This window comes from Psychrobacter sp., assembly GCF_030454045.1.
Classification (GTDB): Bacteria; Pseudomonadota; Gammaproteobacteria; order Pseudomonadales; family Moraxellaceae; genus Psychrobacter.
In genome coordinates this window covers 1-16,700 of record NZ_JAKDJE010000039.1, presented here as the reverse complement: position 1 = coordinate 16,700, position 16,700 = coordinate 1, and the positions used below count along the sequence as shown (strand labels likewise).

The 16,700-nt window shown below is 45.4% G+C and carries 13 protein-coding genes and 2 tRNA genes; 9 read left to right on the top strand and 6 right to left on the bottom strand.

Annotated elements, in window-relative coordinates; translation table 11 throughout:
- Positions 1-58: 58 nt before the first annotated feature.
- Together adhP and L0G63_RS08485 are read right to left on the bottom strand one after the other, a co-directional pair.
- Positions 59-1,087: an alcohol dehydrogenase AdhP gene (gene adhP, locus L0G63_RS08490; RefSeq protein WP_200960300.1), complete on the bottom strand. Its 1,029-nt coding sequence runs from the start codon at positions 1,085-1,087 to the stop codon at positions 59-61.
- Positions 1,088-1,323: 236 nt separating this feature from the next.
- Positions 1,324-2,850, bottom strand: coding sequence for an aldehyde dehydrogenase family protein (locus L0G63_RS08485; protein WP_301450254.1), 1,527 nt, complete (start codon positions 2,848-2,850; stop codon positions 1,324-1,326).
- A gap of 514 nt (positions 2,851-3,364) precedes the next feature.
- Between L0G63_RS08485 and L0G63_RS08480 the strand changes: the two genes are divergently transcribed.
- The 3 genes from L0G63_RS08480 to L0G63_RS08470 all read left to right on the top strand — a co-directional run bounded on the left by L0G63_RS08480 (position 3,365) and on the right by L0G63_RS08470 (position 6,769).
- On the top strand, positions 3,365-5,311 hold the full coding sequence (locus L0G63_RS08480) for an AAA family ATPase (RefSeq protein WP_301450253.1): 1,947 nt from the start codon (positions 3,365-3,367) through the stop codon (positions 5,309-5,311).
- A gap of 126 nt (positions 5,312-5,437) precedes the next feature.
- Complete coding sequence (locus L0G63_RS08475; RefSeq protein WP_093068506.1) at positions 5,438-6,586, top strand: type I glyceraldehyde-3-phosphate dehydrogenase; 1,149 nt, start codon at positions 5,438-5,440, stop codon at positions 6,584-6,586.
- A gap of 92 nt (positions 6,587-6,678) precedes the next feature.
- A tRNA-Ser gene (locus L0G63_RS08470) sits at positions 6,679-6,769 on the top strand.
- 115 nt (positions 6,770-6,884) lie between these two features.
- On the opposite strand, the gene L0G63_RS08465 is transcribed toward L0G63_RS08470, so the two are convergent.
- The 4 genes from L0G63_RS08465 to L0G63_RS08450 all read right to left on the bottom strand — a co-directional run bounded on the left by L0G63_RS08465 (position 6,885) and on the right by L0G63_RS08450 (position 8,568).
- Positions 6,885-7,403, bottom strand: a complete 519-nt coding sequence (locus tag L0G63_RS08465) for a hypothetical protein (protein WP_301450252.1) — start codon at positions 7,401-7,403, stop codon at positions 6,885-6,887.
- 49 nt (positions 7,404-7,452) lie between these two features.
- Positions 7,453-7,617 (bottom strand): hypothetical protein, encoded by a 165-nt coding sequence (locus L0G63_RS08460; protein WP_301450251.1) that lies wholly within the window; start codon positions 7,615-7,617, stop codon positions 7,453-7,455.
- Between the two features lie 352 nt (positions 7,618-7,969).
- Positions 7,970-8,302, bottom strand: a complete 333-nt coding sequence (locus L0G63_RS08455) for a CopG family transcriptional regulator (protein ID WP_301450250.1) — start codon at positions 8,300-8,302, stop codon at positions 7,970-7,972.
- A 190-nt stretch (positions 8,303-8,492) separates the two neighbouring features.
- Positions 8,493-8,568, bottom strand: a tRNA-Asn gene (locus tag L0G63_RS08450).
- A gap of 492 nt (positions 8,569-9,060) precedes the next feature.
- Here L0G63_RS08450 and L0G63_RS08445 point away from each other — a divergent pair.
- The 6 genes from L0G63_RS08445 to L0G63_RS08420 all read left to right on the top strand — a co-directional run bounded on the left by L0G63_RS08445 (position 9,061) and on the right by L0G63_RS08420 (position 16,479).
- Positions 9,061-9,405, top strand: coding sequence for a multidrug efflux SMR transporter (locus L0G63_RS08445; protein WP_301450249.1), 345 nt, complete (start codon positions 9,061-9,063; stop codon positions 9,403-9,405).
- Between the two features lies 1 nt (position 9,406).
- A complete protein-coding gene (locus L0G63_RS08440; RefSeq protein WP_301450248.1) occupies positions 9,407-10,000 on the top strand; it encodes a TetR/AcrR family transcriptional regulator in 594 nt (197 codons plus the stop codon).
- Between the two features lie 106 nt (positions 10,001-10,106).
- On the top strand, positions 10,107-11,609 hold the full coding sequence (gene betB, locus L0G63_RS08435) for a betaine-aldehyde dehydrogenase (RefSeq protein WP_301450247.1): 1,503 nt from the start codon (positions 10,107-10,109) through the stop codon (positions 11,607-11,609).
- Between the two features lie 104 nt (positions 11,610-11,713).
- Positions 11,714-13,414 (top strand): choline dehydrogenase, encoded by a 1,701-nt coding sequence (gene betA, locus L0G63_RS08430; RefSeq protein WP_301450246.1) that lies wholly within the window; start codon positions 11,714-11,716, stop codon positions 13,412-13,414.
- A gap of 297 nt (positions 13,415-13,711) precedes the next feature.
- On the top strand, positions 13,712-15,757 hold the full coding sequence (betT, locus tag L0G63_RS08425) for a choline BCCT transporter BetT (protein WP_301450245.1): 2,046 nt from the start codon (positions 13,712-13,714) through the stop codon (positions 15,755-15,757).
- A gap of 233 nt (positions 15,758-15,990) precedes the next feature.
- Positions 15,991-16,479, top strand: a complete 489-nt coding sequence (locus L0G63_RS08420; RefSeq protein WP_301450244.1) for a M48 family metallopeptidase — start codon at positions 15,991-15,993, stop codon at positions 16,477-16,479.
- The last annotated feature ends 221 nt before the right edge of the window (positions 16,480-16,700 follow it).

The following is a 16,700-nucleotide window of genomic DNA, read 5'->3' as shown; positions in this document are numbered from 1 at the left end:
TAATTGACAGTTGGAATAACTACGTAATAAGCTTATAACACTGTCATTTTACTATCCGTTATTGATTATAGTCGATGACGATACGACCTTCGATTTTGCCATTACGCATCCGCTCAAAAATATCATTGATGTTCTCTAACGGCTCAGCTTTGACGGTCGCTTTGACTTTGCCAGCCGCAGCCATATCTAGCGACTCTTGTAAGTCAAGACGTGTGCCAACGATAGAGCCGCGTATGGTGATACCATTGAGTACAGTATCAAAGATTGACACAGGGAAGTCGCCAGTGGGGAGTCCGTTACATACTAAAGTACCACCGCGACGTAACATGCTTAAGGCTTGATCAAAAGCTTTTGATGATACTGCAGTGACTAACACGCCATGAGCGCCACCGATTTTTTCTTGTAGCAACTCGCCTGGGTCTGTATTTTTGGCATTTACCGTCACTGTTGCCCCCAGCTTTTTGGCGAATTCAAGTTTTTCGTCATCAATATCAACAGCAGCAACATTGAGCCCCATGGCAATGGCATATTGTACAGCCATGTGACCAAGGCCGCCGATACCTGAAATAACAACCCAGTCGCCTGGCTTGGTGTCGGTCATTTTAAGTCCTTTATATACCGTGACGCCCGCACATAAAACAGGGGCAATCTCAATGGAGTCGACACTCTCAGGAATAATGCCAACATAGTCGGCATCTGCAAGGACGTATTCTGCAAAGCTACCGTTCACTGAGTAACCAGAGTTTTCTTGCTTTTTACATAAGGTTTCCCAGCCACCCAAGCAATGCGTACAGTGACCACAAGCAGAGTATAGCCATGGCACACCAACGCGGTCACCTGCTTTGAGATGAGTTACGCCGTCACCGACCGCCGTGATCACGCCAACACCTTCATGGCCTGGGATAAATGGTGGGCTTGGCTTAACAGGCCAGTCCCCCTCAACCGCATGCAAATCAGTATGACAGACGCCTGAGGCGTGCATTTTGACAACTATTTGCCCAGCACCTGCGGTTGGAATGTCGACTTCTTCGATTTTTAAGTCTTGACCGAACTCATGTAATACAGCGGCTTTCATTTTGTTAGTCATAATAAGCTCTCTTTTATGGGTGATTGATAAATGTTGATATAAAAAGTTGTTGCGATATTGCATTCAAAATATGCAAACACCTTATTTTGAACGCAAGACTGCTACAAATTTTTCCTGCTGTGCACCTAAGCGCATTAGAGGATATAAAAATTCGTCTCAGTTTTTTATTTAGATCGTTGTAGCGAGCGGGCTATGTAACACTTGTGATAACCCGCTCCATGATTAGAAATGATGGTTTAGAAGAAGCCCATTTTTTTCTGACTGTACGACACCAGCATGTTTTTGGTTTGCTGATAGTGGTCGAGCATCATTAAATGGTTTTCACGTCCGATACCAGATTGTTTGTAACCACCGAACGCCGAATGTGATGGATAAATATGATAGCAGTTGGTCCATACGCGGCCTGCTTGGATACCACGTCCGAAGCGATATGCCTTGTGTACACTACGGGTCCATACACCAGCGCCTAAACCATACAAGGTGTCATTGGCAATCTGCATGGCTTCGTCATCGTCTTTAAAAGTAGTCACGGCAAGGACAGGTCCAAAGATCTCTTCTTGGAACACGCGCATGTCGTTGGTGCCCTCAAAGATCGTTGGTTTGACGTAGTAACCGTCTGTCAAGTCGCCATCGTGTTTGGCTTGTTCGCCGCCGACGAGCACTTTTGCGCCTTCTTTTTTACCGATGTCGAGATAAGATAAAATTTTCTCTAGTTGGTCTGAGCTGGCTTGCGCGCCAATCATGGTGTCGGTATCGAGTGGGTTGCCCATTTTGATGGCCTCGACACGGGCGATACAGCGTTTGATGAACTCATCATAGATGCTCTCATGAACGAGTGCCCGCGATGGACAGGTGCAGATTTCACCTTGGTTCAGCGCGAACATCACTAGACCTTCGACCGCTTTGTCCAAGAAGTCATCGTCCTCATCCATAACATCGGCAAAGAAGATGTTAGGGCTTTTGCCACCAAGCTCTAACGTCACTGGAATGATGTTTTCGCTCGCGTACTGCATAATGAGGCGGCCAGTCGTGGTCTCACCTGTAAAGGCAACTTTATTGATGCGCGGATTTGACGCAAGTGGTTTACCTGCTTCGACCCCAAAGCCGTTGACGATGTTTAGCACGCCCTTTGGCAAGATATCAGCGATGCCGATGGTCTCTAACAGGAACAAAATAGAAACTGGCGTTTGTTCGGCTGGCTTTAGAACGACACAGTTACCAGCAGCAAGGGCAGGTGCTAGCTTCCAAACGGCCATTAGGATAGGAAAGTTCCAAGGAATGATTTGACCGACGACACCAAGTGGCTCATGAAAATGATAAGCCACAGTGTCTTCGTCAATCTGACTGATACCGCCTTCTTGTGCGCGAATGGCGCTGGCAAAATAACGGAAGTGATCAATGGCTAGAGGGATGTCGGCTGCGAGTGTCTCACGAACAGGTTTGCCATTTTCGTAACATTCGGCAATCGCAATCGCTTCTAGGTTGGCTTCCATGCTGTCAGCAATTTTGAGTAACAAGTTGGCACGTTCAGTAACACTGGTCTTGCCCCAAGCATCTTTGGCAGCATGTGCGGCATCTAGTGCTTTTTCAATATCGGCAGGTTTTGAGCGGGCGACTTGGCAAATAGTTTTACCATCGATGGGGCTTGTGTTATCAAAATACTCTCCATCGATAGGAGCGGTCCACTCACCATTAATAAAGTTATCGTATTTTTCGCGGAACTGAACAGGGCTACCTTCCGTATTGGGATTTGCATACAGCATGAAACACTCCTTGTTGTGTTGTTTGTTTTATCGGATAATACAGGCGCAGTTTTATCTATCCTAATATCTGTTATCGCAAAACAATATCAGTTGATGTTGTGATTGATTAACATCAATTGCTCTCTGTACACGTTCCATACTACTCAGCTTTTGCTGACAATCATACTAAAATTTTATAATGAATGATGAGTGAATATATAACTTTAAGATTTGTTTTTTAGTGAAAAATAATATCGCTGTAATACTTTAACGGTATAGTAATAATAAGAATATCTTTAACGATTTTATTACTGGATAAGTCAAAAGATAACATATTGGTTTTTTATGAGTGTATAGAATGAAGTGCTTCTATAAAACATAATTAATAGACGATTGTTATTAATTATATTAGCGATAGTTTTAAATTGTTTGAGCTTAAAATCCCTGCCGTTCGGGTATGAACCGTTGCACTACTTTGTCAGTTGTCATGACTGTGTTGTTACTCTCTTTTTATACTAATAGTTGGTTTGAATCTATGCGTCAATCTTCTGCTCTTGATATCTTAAAAACAGGTCAAAACGTCTTTTTGACTGGCTCAGCAGGCTCAGGTAAGACGTATACCCTCAATCAATACATTGATTATCTGCGCGCTCGCCGTGTACCGGTTGCAGTCACAGCCAGTACCGGTATCGCTGCCACCCACATGAACGGCACAACGATTCATAGTTGGTCGGGTATTGGTATCAAAGATGAGCTGTCTGATCGCGATTTGACCAATTTATCTCGTAAGCAGTTTTTGGCAGACAGATTAAAAGACACGGCAGTACTGGTCATCGATGAGATATCGATGCTACATGCCAAGCAGCTCAACTTGGTCAGCCAAGTGCTCAAGCATATTCGCAAAAACGACAAAGCCTTTGGTGGCATCCAAGTCGTCGTCGCAGGAGATTTTTTTCAGTTACCGCCAATAGGTAGTAAAGGCGAGAGCAATCGTGAAAAGTTTGCCTTTATGTCTGAGGCGTGGCTCGATGCCAAATTTCATATTTGCTATCTGTCAGAGCAGCATCGACAGGTTAGCGAAGCGGCAAATGGCGGCTTAGACTTAGATGATATTCTCAATCAAATCCGTCGTCAGGAAGTGACCTTTGAGGCAATTGCCGCTTTAGAGAATACTTACGATCAAAGCGTCGATATCAAGCGTACTCGCCTGTACACGCACAATCTCAATGTCAATAAGATTAATGACAAGGAGCTGGCACTGTTAGACGGTGAGATGATGCGTTTTGGAGCCACAACCACGGGCGATAGTAAGCTGGTTGAAACCTTAAAAAAGACCGTACGTACTCAAGACGAGTTGGTTCTCAAGGTGGGCGCCAAGGTCATGTTTATCAAAAACAATGCCGAGCTTGGGGTGTCCAACGGAACGATGGGTGAGCTGATTGGATTTGCTGCGGTCAAAATAGAGGATAAGGAAAGTAGTGACGCGTTAATCGAAGACGATAGCAGCGATAACGTTGATGGCATTGATGAGGAAGCTGCTGGCGAAAAAACGGCAAAAGGTAAGAAGTCCGCTGCTAAAAAAGACAAAGAAAAACCAAAGTCGAAGAAAGCGGCAACACAAAAAATGCCCGTGGTCAGATTGAACTCAGGGCGAGAAGTCATCGCTGAGCCTGAAGAATGGATTATCGAAGATGAAACGGGTGATGTGCTAGCAAGTTACTTACAAGTACCACTGTGTCTGGCATGGGCGATCACCATTCATAAATCGCAGGGCATGACCCTCGATGCCGCTGAGATTGATTTATCGCGTACTTTTGAGTTGGGACAAGGTTATGTGGCCTTATCACGTCTCAAGTCGCTGGCAGGATTGCAGCTACTGGGTATGAATGACATGAGCTTGCAACTTGATCCACTGGCACGCGGGGCAGACAAGCGGTTTTTGGTCCTGTCTGAAGAGGCTGATGCCAACTATGCGATGCTGGATGAAGAAAGCATGCAGCAGGCGCATGAGAAGTTTGTTTTAAAGTCAGGTGGTACGCTCAGTCAATCCGTAGTTGACGCCTATGCCGCGCTGCAAAAAAAGCGCCGCGAACAGCAACAAGCGCAAATCGATAAAAAACAGAAATTAGGCAATCAAGTCTCTGACAAATCAGAGAGCACTTTGCTTGCAACCAGAGTGCTATTAGAAGAGAGCTTGACTATTGCGGAAATCTCACAAGCGCGTCAGTTATCACAGTCCACCATTATGCGCCACATCGGCGAGCTAAAATCGCAAGACCCAAGCCTTGCCTGCGATTATCTGCGTCCAGATGATGAGATCATGACAGCGGTTGGCAACGCTTATGTCGCCATCAAAGTTGCCAATAACCCAAACGACTTCAATGATGATGGCAGTATCAAACTGCGTCCGATATTCGATCATCTCAAGCAAAGCATTGACTACAACACCATTCGTTTGGCATTGATTTTTATCACGCCATAGTTTGTTATGACAAGATAGATTTTACGATACTGTCGGTTTTTTGAACAAAAAATATTGAACCAACTGTTAGAGCGTGTCTAAAGCGACAACGCCCATTCTTTATATCCCTTTATAGCGATATCTTTTATGCCTGATTTTTCTAGCGCCACTTATCAATTGACCTCTGACCCAATAGCGGCGACCTATCGTACCACTGGTGAGCACTCACAGCCATTGAGAGTGGCTATTAATGGTTTTGGTCGTATCGGGCGCAATGTACTGCGCGCCTTGCTAGAGCGCTTTGAAGTATTAGGACGTGCAATCCATGTCGTCGCGATTAATGACTTGGCACCAGCAGATATTTTGTTGCATTTATTAAAATTTGATAGCACGCACGGTCGCTTAAGCCGCTTGGGGGTCAGTGCTGATATTATCGAGAGCGGGGCCGATAATGAGCATAAAACTCAGCTCTGTCTCACCAAAAACACTCTGACCTATTGCATCAATATGCTCTCAGAGCCCAATCCACAAAACCTACCTTGGCAGTCGCTAGGGGTCGATGTGGTACTAGAGTGCACGGGTCACTTTCGCTCATATGAGCAAGCGATGCTGCACATCCATGCAGGCGCACAGCAGGTGATCATCGGTGCAGCGCCATTCGATGATGTGGATGCTTGTATCGTTATGGGGGTCAATACAGATGCGCTCATGCTTGATTTACCGATTATCTCCAGCGTTTCTTGTACCACGCAAGCACTGGTGCCGCTGATTGACACATTGGATAAAGCGTTCGGCGTCAAGTCCGCTATGATGACAGAGATTCATGCGGTTACCGCCGATCAGACGGTGCTCGATCAAGCGCATCGAGATCCCAGACGGGCGCGTGCTTCTGGCTACAATATTATCCCAACGACCTCGAGTAGTATTGCTGCGACGGAGCGGGTATTGCCAGCGATGGCGGGGAAGATAAATGGACATTCAATACGGGTGCCCACCATCGATGTGGCAGCGATTGATGTGACCTTTGTATTTGATACGCCAGAGGTCAGCGTTGATATTATCCGTGACGCCCTTCAATCTGCCAGTCAGACGCATTTATGTGACATCATGGCTTATACAGATGAGCCGTTGGTCTCTAGTGATTTTATTCATCAAACTGAGTCGCTTATCATAGATGGTCAGCAGCTCATGCAAGTAGGCGAGCAGTACAAGGTTTTTGCGTGGTACGATAATGAATGGGGTTATGCCAACAGACTGCTCGATATGTGCCTGCATCTGGCCTCAAGCAAGCGATAAACCAGTGATTCAAAGGTATTTGCAAATTAATTGAATTTTTTTAGATTAGGGGCTTGCATTATAAAAGGATATCTATATAATGATGCACCAATGGAGACGTGGCAGAGCGGTTGAATGCACCGGTCTTGAAAACCGGCAAGGGTTCATAGCCCTTCGAGAGTTCGAATCTCTCCGTCTCCGCCAAATGCTAAAAAGCCCCAATCATTACTGATTGGGGCTTTTTTTTATGGTGTATTTTATAAATACTGGACGACAGGCTCTATAAACCTCATAAAAGATCAAATGATGCGCAGTCCCCCTATTTAGCTAGTGAATTGCCAAACCCAATGCTTTGATCATCTGCCAATATAAGTGTGCCTTCTTTAATCTCGATCGTCATATCCTTCGTGTTTTTAATGGCGCGCATGACATTGATGTCTTCAATACTACTCTCGATGATGATCTTGCCAGATTGTTCTGGCTCGATGGCTGGATCAAATTGTATGAGATGAACATTGAAGTCTTTGCCTTGTTTCAGGTTGGCGTCTTTCATGGTTAGTGTGCCTTGAAAACTTTGTATTGCAACGTCTCCATGGTTGGATAGCATAAACTGCATTTTGACCTGGTTTAAGCTATCGCTATCACTGGTCTTAATCGGTAGGAGAGCGACAGGATACGTCTGTGCCGTCGCATTTGCTGTTTGACCTTTCACAATAGGACTTTTTTTGCCTGTTGGATTATTAGGATGCAGCCGCTCGTACTCACGCTGTTGTATGAGGGCCTGCTTGATAGTGGTGCGCGGCATGGCGCCCGATTCATACGCATCGCTAAGCTTCATGCGTAGCATATATCGACTGAGTAGCTGCTGATCGTCGGCAGGTAATTGCTCAAAAGTCTGTCCCAGTTTTTTTTTGCCATTGATCAGAGTCAGTCGGTATGGTTTTTTGGTCTGGATCCGTTTGCGGCGACGAGCAACCCGGTGCTATCGCTAGCATGGCGACTGCCATAGTCAGACACAACGTTTTATAAAAATGCTGCTGTAACCCCATCATCGTACCCCTCCTTATACATTTTCATCCTCATATTGAAATTGAGGATGCACCCCAAACATTGCGACTATTTTCTTAATATACCGTGTTTGGGAACAGGTTTTGTTTAGTTATCGCTAACCACAGTCGCAAACGTACGATAAGGTCAAAGAGTAAATGCGTGTCGGTATGAGGCAAAAAAGAGTTCAGAGAGCAAGGCTAATCTATAAATTGCAATCTCATCTTTATAATAGCCACAAAAAAGACCAAGCTTGCGTGAGCAGACTTGGTCTTTTTGATAAAAATAGTGACAACGTTTTAGAGTCTCAGTCAATCTCAGCCAGATCGTTATGATTAATACGACTGATGAAAGATATTATTGATCGCTGTCTTGCAATTCAGATAAAGAGTGAGAGATATTGTTGTTATGGGTCACAACGATTGCCTCATCGATGATGCGCTGGCTCACACCGCGCTTACGTAACGTCTCAATAAATACTTCGTCATGAGCGAGCGTATAATCTTGATGGTCACGATCGAGTCCTTGACGAATATAAAGACGGATAAGCCCTTGAATGCGCTTAAAACCCAATTCTGAGGTGGTTGTTTCTAATAGGGCAATCATTTCTTCAGACAACCGAATACTGATCGGGCGCATGATTTTTTGCGGATGACCAGAGAACTTATTTTTTACACGTGCAGGTATCATAATAAACCATTATTTTTAGTGAGTAGGAGTAAAACACTCAAACAAAAACGAACCCAATCAAAACTAATCTTACCATACAACAAAAATGCCAAAAAGAACACAGCTGCCATGCGAATATTATGATCAGTCAATATGAAAACGGCAACAATAAAAAAACCTTCATCAAATAGTGATGAAGGTTTTTAGTATATGGCTCTCCAACCTGGGCTCGAACCAGGGACACACGGATTAACAGTCCGTTGCTCTACCAACTGAGCTATTGGAGAATAAGCTGTCATAACTGCAAGTGTTTCAAGCTTTATAAAGCAATAATTACTTGGCTTGTTTGCGTTATGTGGGGCACATTTTAGCCAAGTCGTTAGAGGCTGTCAACCTTATTATGCGATTAATTATAAATATTGTCGCAATTAGTAGAAATAGGCGCTTATCCCTTATCAGATAGGACGTTTCAGCGCCTCTGCTCGTTCAGTAGGGGCGTAAATAGGCCGATTTGCTCACAATGATACGTACACTTATAAAAATAAAAGACGTTACGTAGAAGAATGCGCAAAAAGCGCACGCGAGTATTTAGATCGTAAGACAAAGCAGGTAATAAAAACAGTTCTATCTTGAAATAAAAGCCATTACTACATGCTTTGACACAATAAAGTTGCAAGACAGCCCTTCACATTGGTAACAGAACTCTATAAAATACCGACCATGTGGTTTCTTTGCTATGTTTTATTAGTAGTTGTTTAAATAAAGGCGGTGCGCAAAAGATGAGTCCTACTACGATTGCCTACGGTTACCTAACTATTGCCATTATATGTGAGGTGGTAGGGACGACATTTTTGGTGAAGTCGGAGCAGTTTACCCGTTTGGTACCGACGCTGATGATGGGGGCGCTGTATGCGCTCTCATTTTATTTATTGGCACAGACACTCAAGGTGATACCGCTAGGCATTGCTTATGCGTTATGGGGTGGGTTGGGCATTGTGCTCACATCGCTTGCAGGCTTGGTGCTATTTAAGCAAACCCTTGATACGGCAGCAGTGGTTGGCATCGCTATGATCGTCGGCGGTGTTGTTGTAATGAATTTATTGTCTAATTCTGTGGTGCATTGATATGAGTGTAGAAATAGAAAATCCTTATAAGCGTAAAAAACAGCCAGAAGTGGTTCGCCGTGCTCTGCTCGATCAAGCAGCACGGATCACGCTTGAGCAAGGGCTATCTAAAGTGACGTTTCAGGCAGTCGCTGATGCGGCAGGCGTGACAAAGGGCGGTGTGATGCATCATTTTGCAACAAAAAATGCCCTTGTGCTTGAAGTGTTCGATGATGCAATGGCGAAATTTGAGGCAGAAGTCGAGGCCGCTATGGCAAAAGGTCCTGTGAGTCATGGCGCTTTTACCCGTGCTTATATCGATGCCACCATCAGTCTGGGCGAAAAAGCGCAAGAAGAATACGACAACCAAGCCACCTTATATGTATTGATGCTAGGTGATAGTGAGCTACGTGAGCTGTGGGCCAAATGGGCCAACACGCAGTTAGAAAAGCATGCCGCCACTGACGATACTGAAACCCTATGTATGGCTCGTCTGGTCGCTGATGGAATTTGGCTCTCCGACTTTTCAGGTATCAACATATCAGATAAAAAATCGCTACATGATCGATTGATAAAAATGACGCAACCTGACTTTGACAATCGTTCGGGTCAATAAATATCCGGATTGCTAACCATCCAACTTTAGAATTTTAACAATGACGATATGATTTGATAAAAGGGCGTTTTATTGCCGCTTTTATCAATCGTCTCAAGGAGTATTTATGACAGATATCAACAATTTGACAGACATTATCGATTTAGAACAAGTGCAAACTGCCTATATTAATGGTCGCTACTTAGCGGTCGATGACACGCTCGCCACTTTTGAAGACATCAATCCAGCGACAGGTGAAGTGCTGGCAACCATTCAGCAAACCACCAATGAGCAGATTGATGACGCGGTCAAAGCGGCTCATAAAGGTCAGAAAATCTGGGCGGCAATGACCACCGTTGAGCGCGGTCGTATTCTCTCAAAAGCTGTTGAGATATTACGCGCGCGCAACGATGTGCTCGCCCTACTTGAGACCAAAGACACGGGCAAAGCCTACTCTGAGACAAAGTATGTCGATATCGTCACGGGTGCTGATGTGGTTGAGTACTATGCAGGACTTGCGCCCATGATAGAAGGTCGTCAGATTCCACTACGTGACACGAGCTTTGTCTATACTCGCCGCGAGCCGCTGGGTGTGGTCGCAGGTATTGGCGCATGGAACTATCCGATTCAGATTGCGATGTGGAAAGCCGCGCCTGCATTGGCTGCTGGTAATGCGATGATCTTTAAACCATCAGAAGTCACGCCGTTGACTGCCTTAAAACTGGCAGAAATCCTGACAGAAGCGGGACTACCAGATGGTGTGTTCAATGTCGTGCAAGGCAACTACGAAGTAGGCCAAGCACTGACCAATCATCCAGATATCGCCAAGGTATCATTCACTGGTGGTGTGCCGACGGGTAAAAAAGTCATGTCGAGCGCGGCAAGCTCATCGCTAAAAGATGTGACCTTAGAGCTTGGCGGTAAGTCACCATTGATCATATTTGATGATGCTGATATCGATACCGCGGCTGATATCGCTATGATGGCGAATTTTTATAGTACCGGTCAGGTATGTACCAACGGCACGAGAGTATTTGTCCCAAAAGCGCTACAAGCCAAGTTTGAACAAGCCATCTTAACGCGTGTTAATCGTATTAAGCTGGGTGATCCAATGAACGAGAACATCAACATGGGTCCATTGGTCAGCTTCCCGCATATGGAGCGCGTACTTGGCTATATCGAGCAAGGTAAAGAGAGCGGCGCGCGTCTGCTAACGGGCGGCGCACGCGTCACAACAGACGCATTGGCTAATGGTGCTTTTGTTGAGCCGACCGTATTTACAGATTGTAGCGATGATATGACCATCGTCCGTGAGGAAATCTTTGGTCCAGTCATGTCAATATTGACTTATGAGAGCGAAGAAGAAGTCATCCGCCGCGCCAATGACACCGATTATGGCTTAGCAGCTGGAGTGGTGACGACTGATTTAAAGCGTGCGCATCGCGTCATTGCTCAGATCGAAGCGGGTATTTGCTGGTTGAACACGTGGGGTGAGTCAGCGGCACAGATGCCAGTGGGTGGCTACAAGCACTCAGGCGTTGGCCGTGAAAATGGTATCGAGGCGCTTGAGCATTATACTCAGACCAAATCTATCCAAGTAGAGTTGGGTGCGTTTGAATCGGTCTTTTAACGAGTGGTATTGAGAAAGTGAGCGCAGTTTGGGCCTGATGACGCTATGCATTTGACCTTGCTGCTACCAAGTGATTTATATTTTCCAATATTATGGAGTATGTTATGACATCAACCACCCCTGAATATGACTACATTATTGTTGGTGCAGGGTCAGCCGGAAACGTGCTGGCCACGCGTCTGACCGAAGACGCCGATCTCAACGTGTTATTACTAGAGGCAGGTCGTCCAGATTATCGATTGGATTTTCGTACCCAAATGCCAGCGGCGCTTGCAATGCCGCTGCAAGGGACGACCTATAACTGGGGTTACAAAACAGATCCTGAGCCATATATGAATAACCGCGTCATGGACTGTGGCCGCGGTAAAGGGCTGGGCGGTTCATCACTCATCAATGGCATGTGCTATATCCGTGGTAATGCGCTCGATTATGATGATTGGGCAAAGATAAAAGGTTTGGAAGACTGGACGTATTTGGATTGCCTTCCGTATTTTAAAAAGTCAGAAAACCGCGATGTTGGCGAAAATGACTATCACGGCGCTGGTGGTCCTGTCGAGATGACCACCTCAAAACCAGGGGTGAATCCACTGTTCCAAGCCATGATTGAAGCTGGGGTACAAGCAGGCTATCCGCGTACCGAAGATTTGAACGGCTATCAGCAAGAAGGTTTTGGTCCGATGGATCGTTTTGTGACGCCTAATGGTCGCCGCGCATCTACGGCTCGCGGCTATCTAGATCGTGCCAAGCCGCGTGACAATATCACGATTTTGACAGGTGCGCTCACCGATGTGATCTTATTTGATGGCAAGCGTGCCGTCGGGGTCAAGGTCGAGCACGAGGGCCAGACCAAAAAGTTTTACGCATCTCGTGAAGTGGTAGTGTCGTCTGGGGCGATTGCCTCACCGCAGCTGTTGCAGCGCTCAGGTATCGGCCCTGGTCAGTGGCTAAAAGACGCTGGCGTGACAGAAATACTAGATTTACCGGGTGTGGGCAATAACTTGCAGGATCATTTAGAGCTGTATATGCAGTATGAATGTAAGCTACCAGTGTCGATTGCGCCTGCCAACAAATGGTGGAATAAACCTGCCATTGGTGCGGAGTGGTTGTTCAATGGTACAGGCCTTGGTGCTTCTAACCAGTTTGAGGGCGGCGGCTTTATCCGTACGGATGAAAAGTTTACGCACCCAAATATTCAGTATCATTTCTTGCCACTTGCCGTGCGTTATGATGGTCGCAGCGCCAGTGATTCGCACAGTTTTCAAGCCCATGTCGGTTCATTGCGTTCGCCAAGTCGTGGTCGCGTCAAGCTGACCTCAAAAGATCCCAGTGCGCATCCAAGTATTTTATTTAACTATATGTCACATGAGCAAGATTGGCAGGAGTTCCGCGCGGCGATGCGTATCACGCGTGAGATCATGCATCAACCTGCGCTGGACCCTTATCGCGGTGCTGCTATCTCACCAACCGAAGACTTGGTCACCGATCAGCAGTTAGATGACTATGTGCGCGAGCATGGTGAGACGGCTTACCATCCGTCGTGTACGTGTGCGATGGGTGAAGATAACGATTCGGTCGTCAATGGTGAAGGGCTGGTGCATGGTATCGATGGTTTGCGAGTCGTCGATGCGTCTATTATGCCAAATATTATTAGCGGAAATCTCAATGCCACCACCATTATGCTGGCCGAAAAAATCGTTGATAAAATGAAAGGCGTACAACTGCCTCGCTCTACGGCAGATTATTATGTCGCCAATGGAGCGCCGCTACGCTCTGAGCCAATGCGCGATTATCTCCCAACGGTGTAAATGACAAGTCAGCATAAAATATGCTGCTAAATAAAGAACGATATCAGATAACTCCAAAATAATGGCCTTTCAACGTAAAGGCCTTTTTTATCAGCGTCAATATATGAGCGCAATGTATGTCATATATGGGTGCTATTTATCATTTTATTCGCTTTTATTCATTGGTACTGCTTTGTGCGTCATGCGGTTAAGTATACGTTATGTGGTCAAAAGTTACGTTATGTGGTCAAAAGTCATAATGCTATGCCGGACAAAGCAATATCGGACACTGTTTAATTTACCTATTTGAGGTCTTTTATGTACAGTTCGCCATCACAAGATGTGACGAAACCGTTGAGCCTAAATAAAACTGTGTTTTTAGGTTCAGCCATTATTTCTATTTTATTGATCATCTGGACCATTGCTTTTCCAGATTATAGTGAGACCTTACTTGGTGCAAGTATGGCGTGGGTATCAGACAAGTTTGGCTGGTATTACATGCTAGTAGTTGCCGCTTATAGTATTTTTGCTTTGTTTGTCGGTTTTTCTAAATATGGCGATATTAAGCTGGGTCAGGATCACGAAAAAGCACAGTTTCCGTTTTTAGCGTGGGCGGCCATGCTGTTTTCAGCGGGTATCGGTATTGATCTGCTATTTTTTGGGGCATCAGAGCCATTGATGCATTATTTAACGCCGCATACTGGCCTAGAGCCTGCTAGTGCTGAGGCCATGCGTCAAGCGCTTGCTCAGACTTTTTTGCATTGGGGTCTGCATGGCTGGGGTATTTATGCGCTGATTGGTATGGCACTGGCTTACTTTGCTTACCGCAAAAACATGCCACTTGCGCTACGCTCACCGCTCACGCCAATATTTGGTGAACGCCTGATCAAAGGCTGGCTAGGTGATGGGATTGATACTTTCGGTGTTGTCTGTACGTTGATGGGTATTGCGACCAGTCTGGGTATTGGGGTGCTACAAGCCAATGCTGGCTTGACCCATGTCTTTGGTATTGAATCTAGCAAGATGGTTCAGGCGCTGATCATTGTCGGTGTGGTCGTCGCTGCCGCTGTCTCTGCGATGACAGGTGTTGAAAAAGGCGTACGTCGTCTGTCTGAATTCAATATGCTGTCGTCAATATTGCTATTGCTTGCCATCCTCGTGATGGGTAATACCGTATATTTATTAAACACCTTTACGCAAAATATTGGTCAATATTTCCAAACCATTATCTATAAAACCTTTGATGTTTATGCCTATGACGGTACTGCCGGTGCCGACTGGAAATCAGGTTGGACGATATTTTTCTGGGCATGGTGGGTTGCTTGGGCACCGTTTGTTGGTCTATTTATCGCGCGTATCAGCCGTGGCCGTACGCTACGTGAATTTGTCTTTGGCGTGATGTTCATTCCATTGGGCTTTATTTTTGCATGGTTCTCTATCTTTGGTAACACTGCGATAGATCTGGTCGCCAATGGCGCAACGGCGCTTGGTGAAACTGCCGTCAATGATGCCGCGATGGGCATGTTTGCGCTATTTGAATATTTCCCTTATAGCGAAGTACTGTCATTTGCAGGTGTAATCATTGGTCTGGTGTTCTTTGTCACCTCTGCGGACTCAGGCGCGTTGGTACTTGCCAACCTAAGCTCAAAAGGCATGACTAATGACACGGATGCACCGGTTTGGTTGCGTTTGTTTTGGGCGGCGGCAACAGGTCTTATCACACTAGGATTATTGTTTGCGGGCGGTTTTGCCTCATTACAATCGGTCTCTGTGATTGCAGGTTTGCCATTCTCTCTGATTCTGGTGCTCTACATGATGTCTATGTGGAAGTCACTAAAAGAAGAGGGCAATAAGCGCAAAGCCAGCACGATTGGTACCGCCAATGTGCTCGACAGCGGCAAAGGTTGGAGAGCACGTTTGCAGCGTATTGTGAGCTTCCCAGGACACGCACAGGTTGAAAAGTTCTTAAAAACGGTGGTGATGCCAGCGATGACTGAGGTCGAAAAAGAGTTCAAAGCAGGCGGTCTCAAAACCTCTTTAGATGCGCATAATCTTGCCAGTATCGGTGAAGATATCGATGCAGGCATGGGCCAAGACAGTGGTCAGGTCGACGGTCTAAAACTGCGCGTCGGTCATGGTGATGAAGATGACTTTGTTTATGAAGTTAACTTGATCAAAGCTGAACGTCCTAACTTTACATTGAATACATCAAACAAGCAGGCAGAGCATTATTATCGTGCTGAGGTGTTCTTAAGTGAAGGCTCGCAAGAGTATGACTTGGTCGGTTATACCAAAGAGCAGGTATTGGTCGATATCTTAAATCAGTACGAGCGTCATTTACAGTATCTGCATCTAGAGCGTTAATGGCCTAGACTATCGCGCTATCAATCTATATGTACGATAGCCGATAAGTGACCGTCTTTATAAGAAAGTGTTATAAGCAATGACCCCATAAGTTGACTACCGCTTATGGGGTTTTTTTGTGGCAAATAAGGTAAATGGGAAGTAGAACAAGCTAGAGATAATATATAGCCAATATAAGGTAAAATCCATCAAACAAGCGGACAGCTTTTAACACAGAGACAAAGGATATCGTTGTGAGCAGATTAAAATACATAGCGCATTACTCAGAGCAGATTCAAACGCAAGCGGCGCAAATGATAAGCGACGGTCGGATGGGTGAGTATTTGGATAAAAAATATCCCACCCAGCACCAAGTGCAAAGTGATAAGGCGCTTTATCACTATGTCAATGAGATAAAAAACCAATACATGCGCAAGATTGGCTCGCTATCAAGCGTCAGCTATAGCAGTAAGTTAAAGGTACTAAAGCATGCGCTAGGTATCCATACTACCCAGTCTCGCGTGCAAGGCAGCAAGCTTAAATCCCATAACAGTATCACGGTTGCCAGTCTATTCAAAGACGCACCGCCAGAGTTTTTACGGATGATTGTGGTACATGAGCTGGCGCATTTTAAAGAACATGATCATAACAAGGCGTTTTATCAACTGTGTTGTCATATGGAACCTGAGTATCATCAGCTCGAATTAGATATGCGTTTATGGTTGCACTGGCAAGAGCAATGATTGGACAGCAATATAAAGTCAAAACATCTCTTTGCCACCGTCTGAAAACGCTCAACGTTATCGCTAACCGTGCTAAGCTTGCCTGTACTAAAAATTTAACTGCCAAATCATAAATTGAGACACAATTTTTTGTTATCTCACGAAAAATAGAGAAAAAAATGATCAATACTAGGGCGTGTTGAACATTCGACCATGGCACTGACAGCGACTATTTTTTAGGC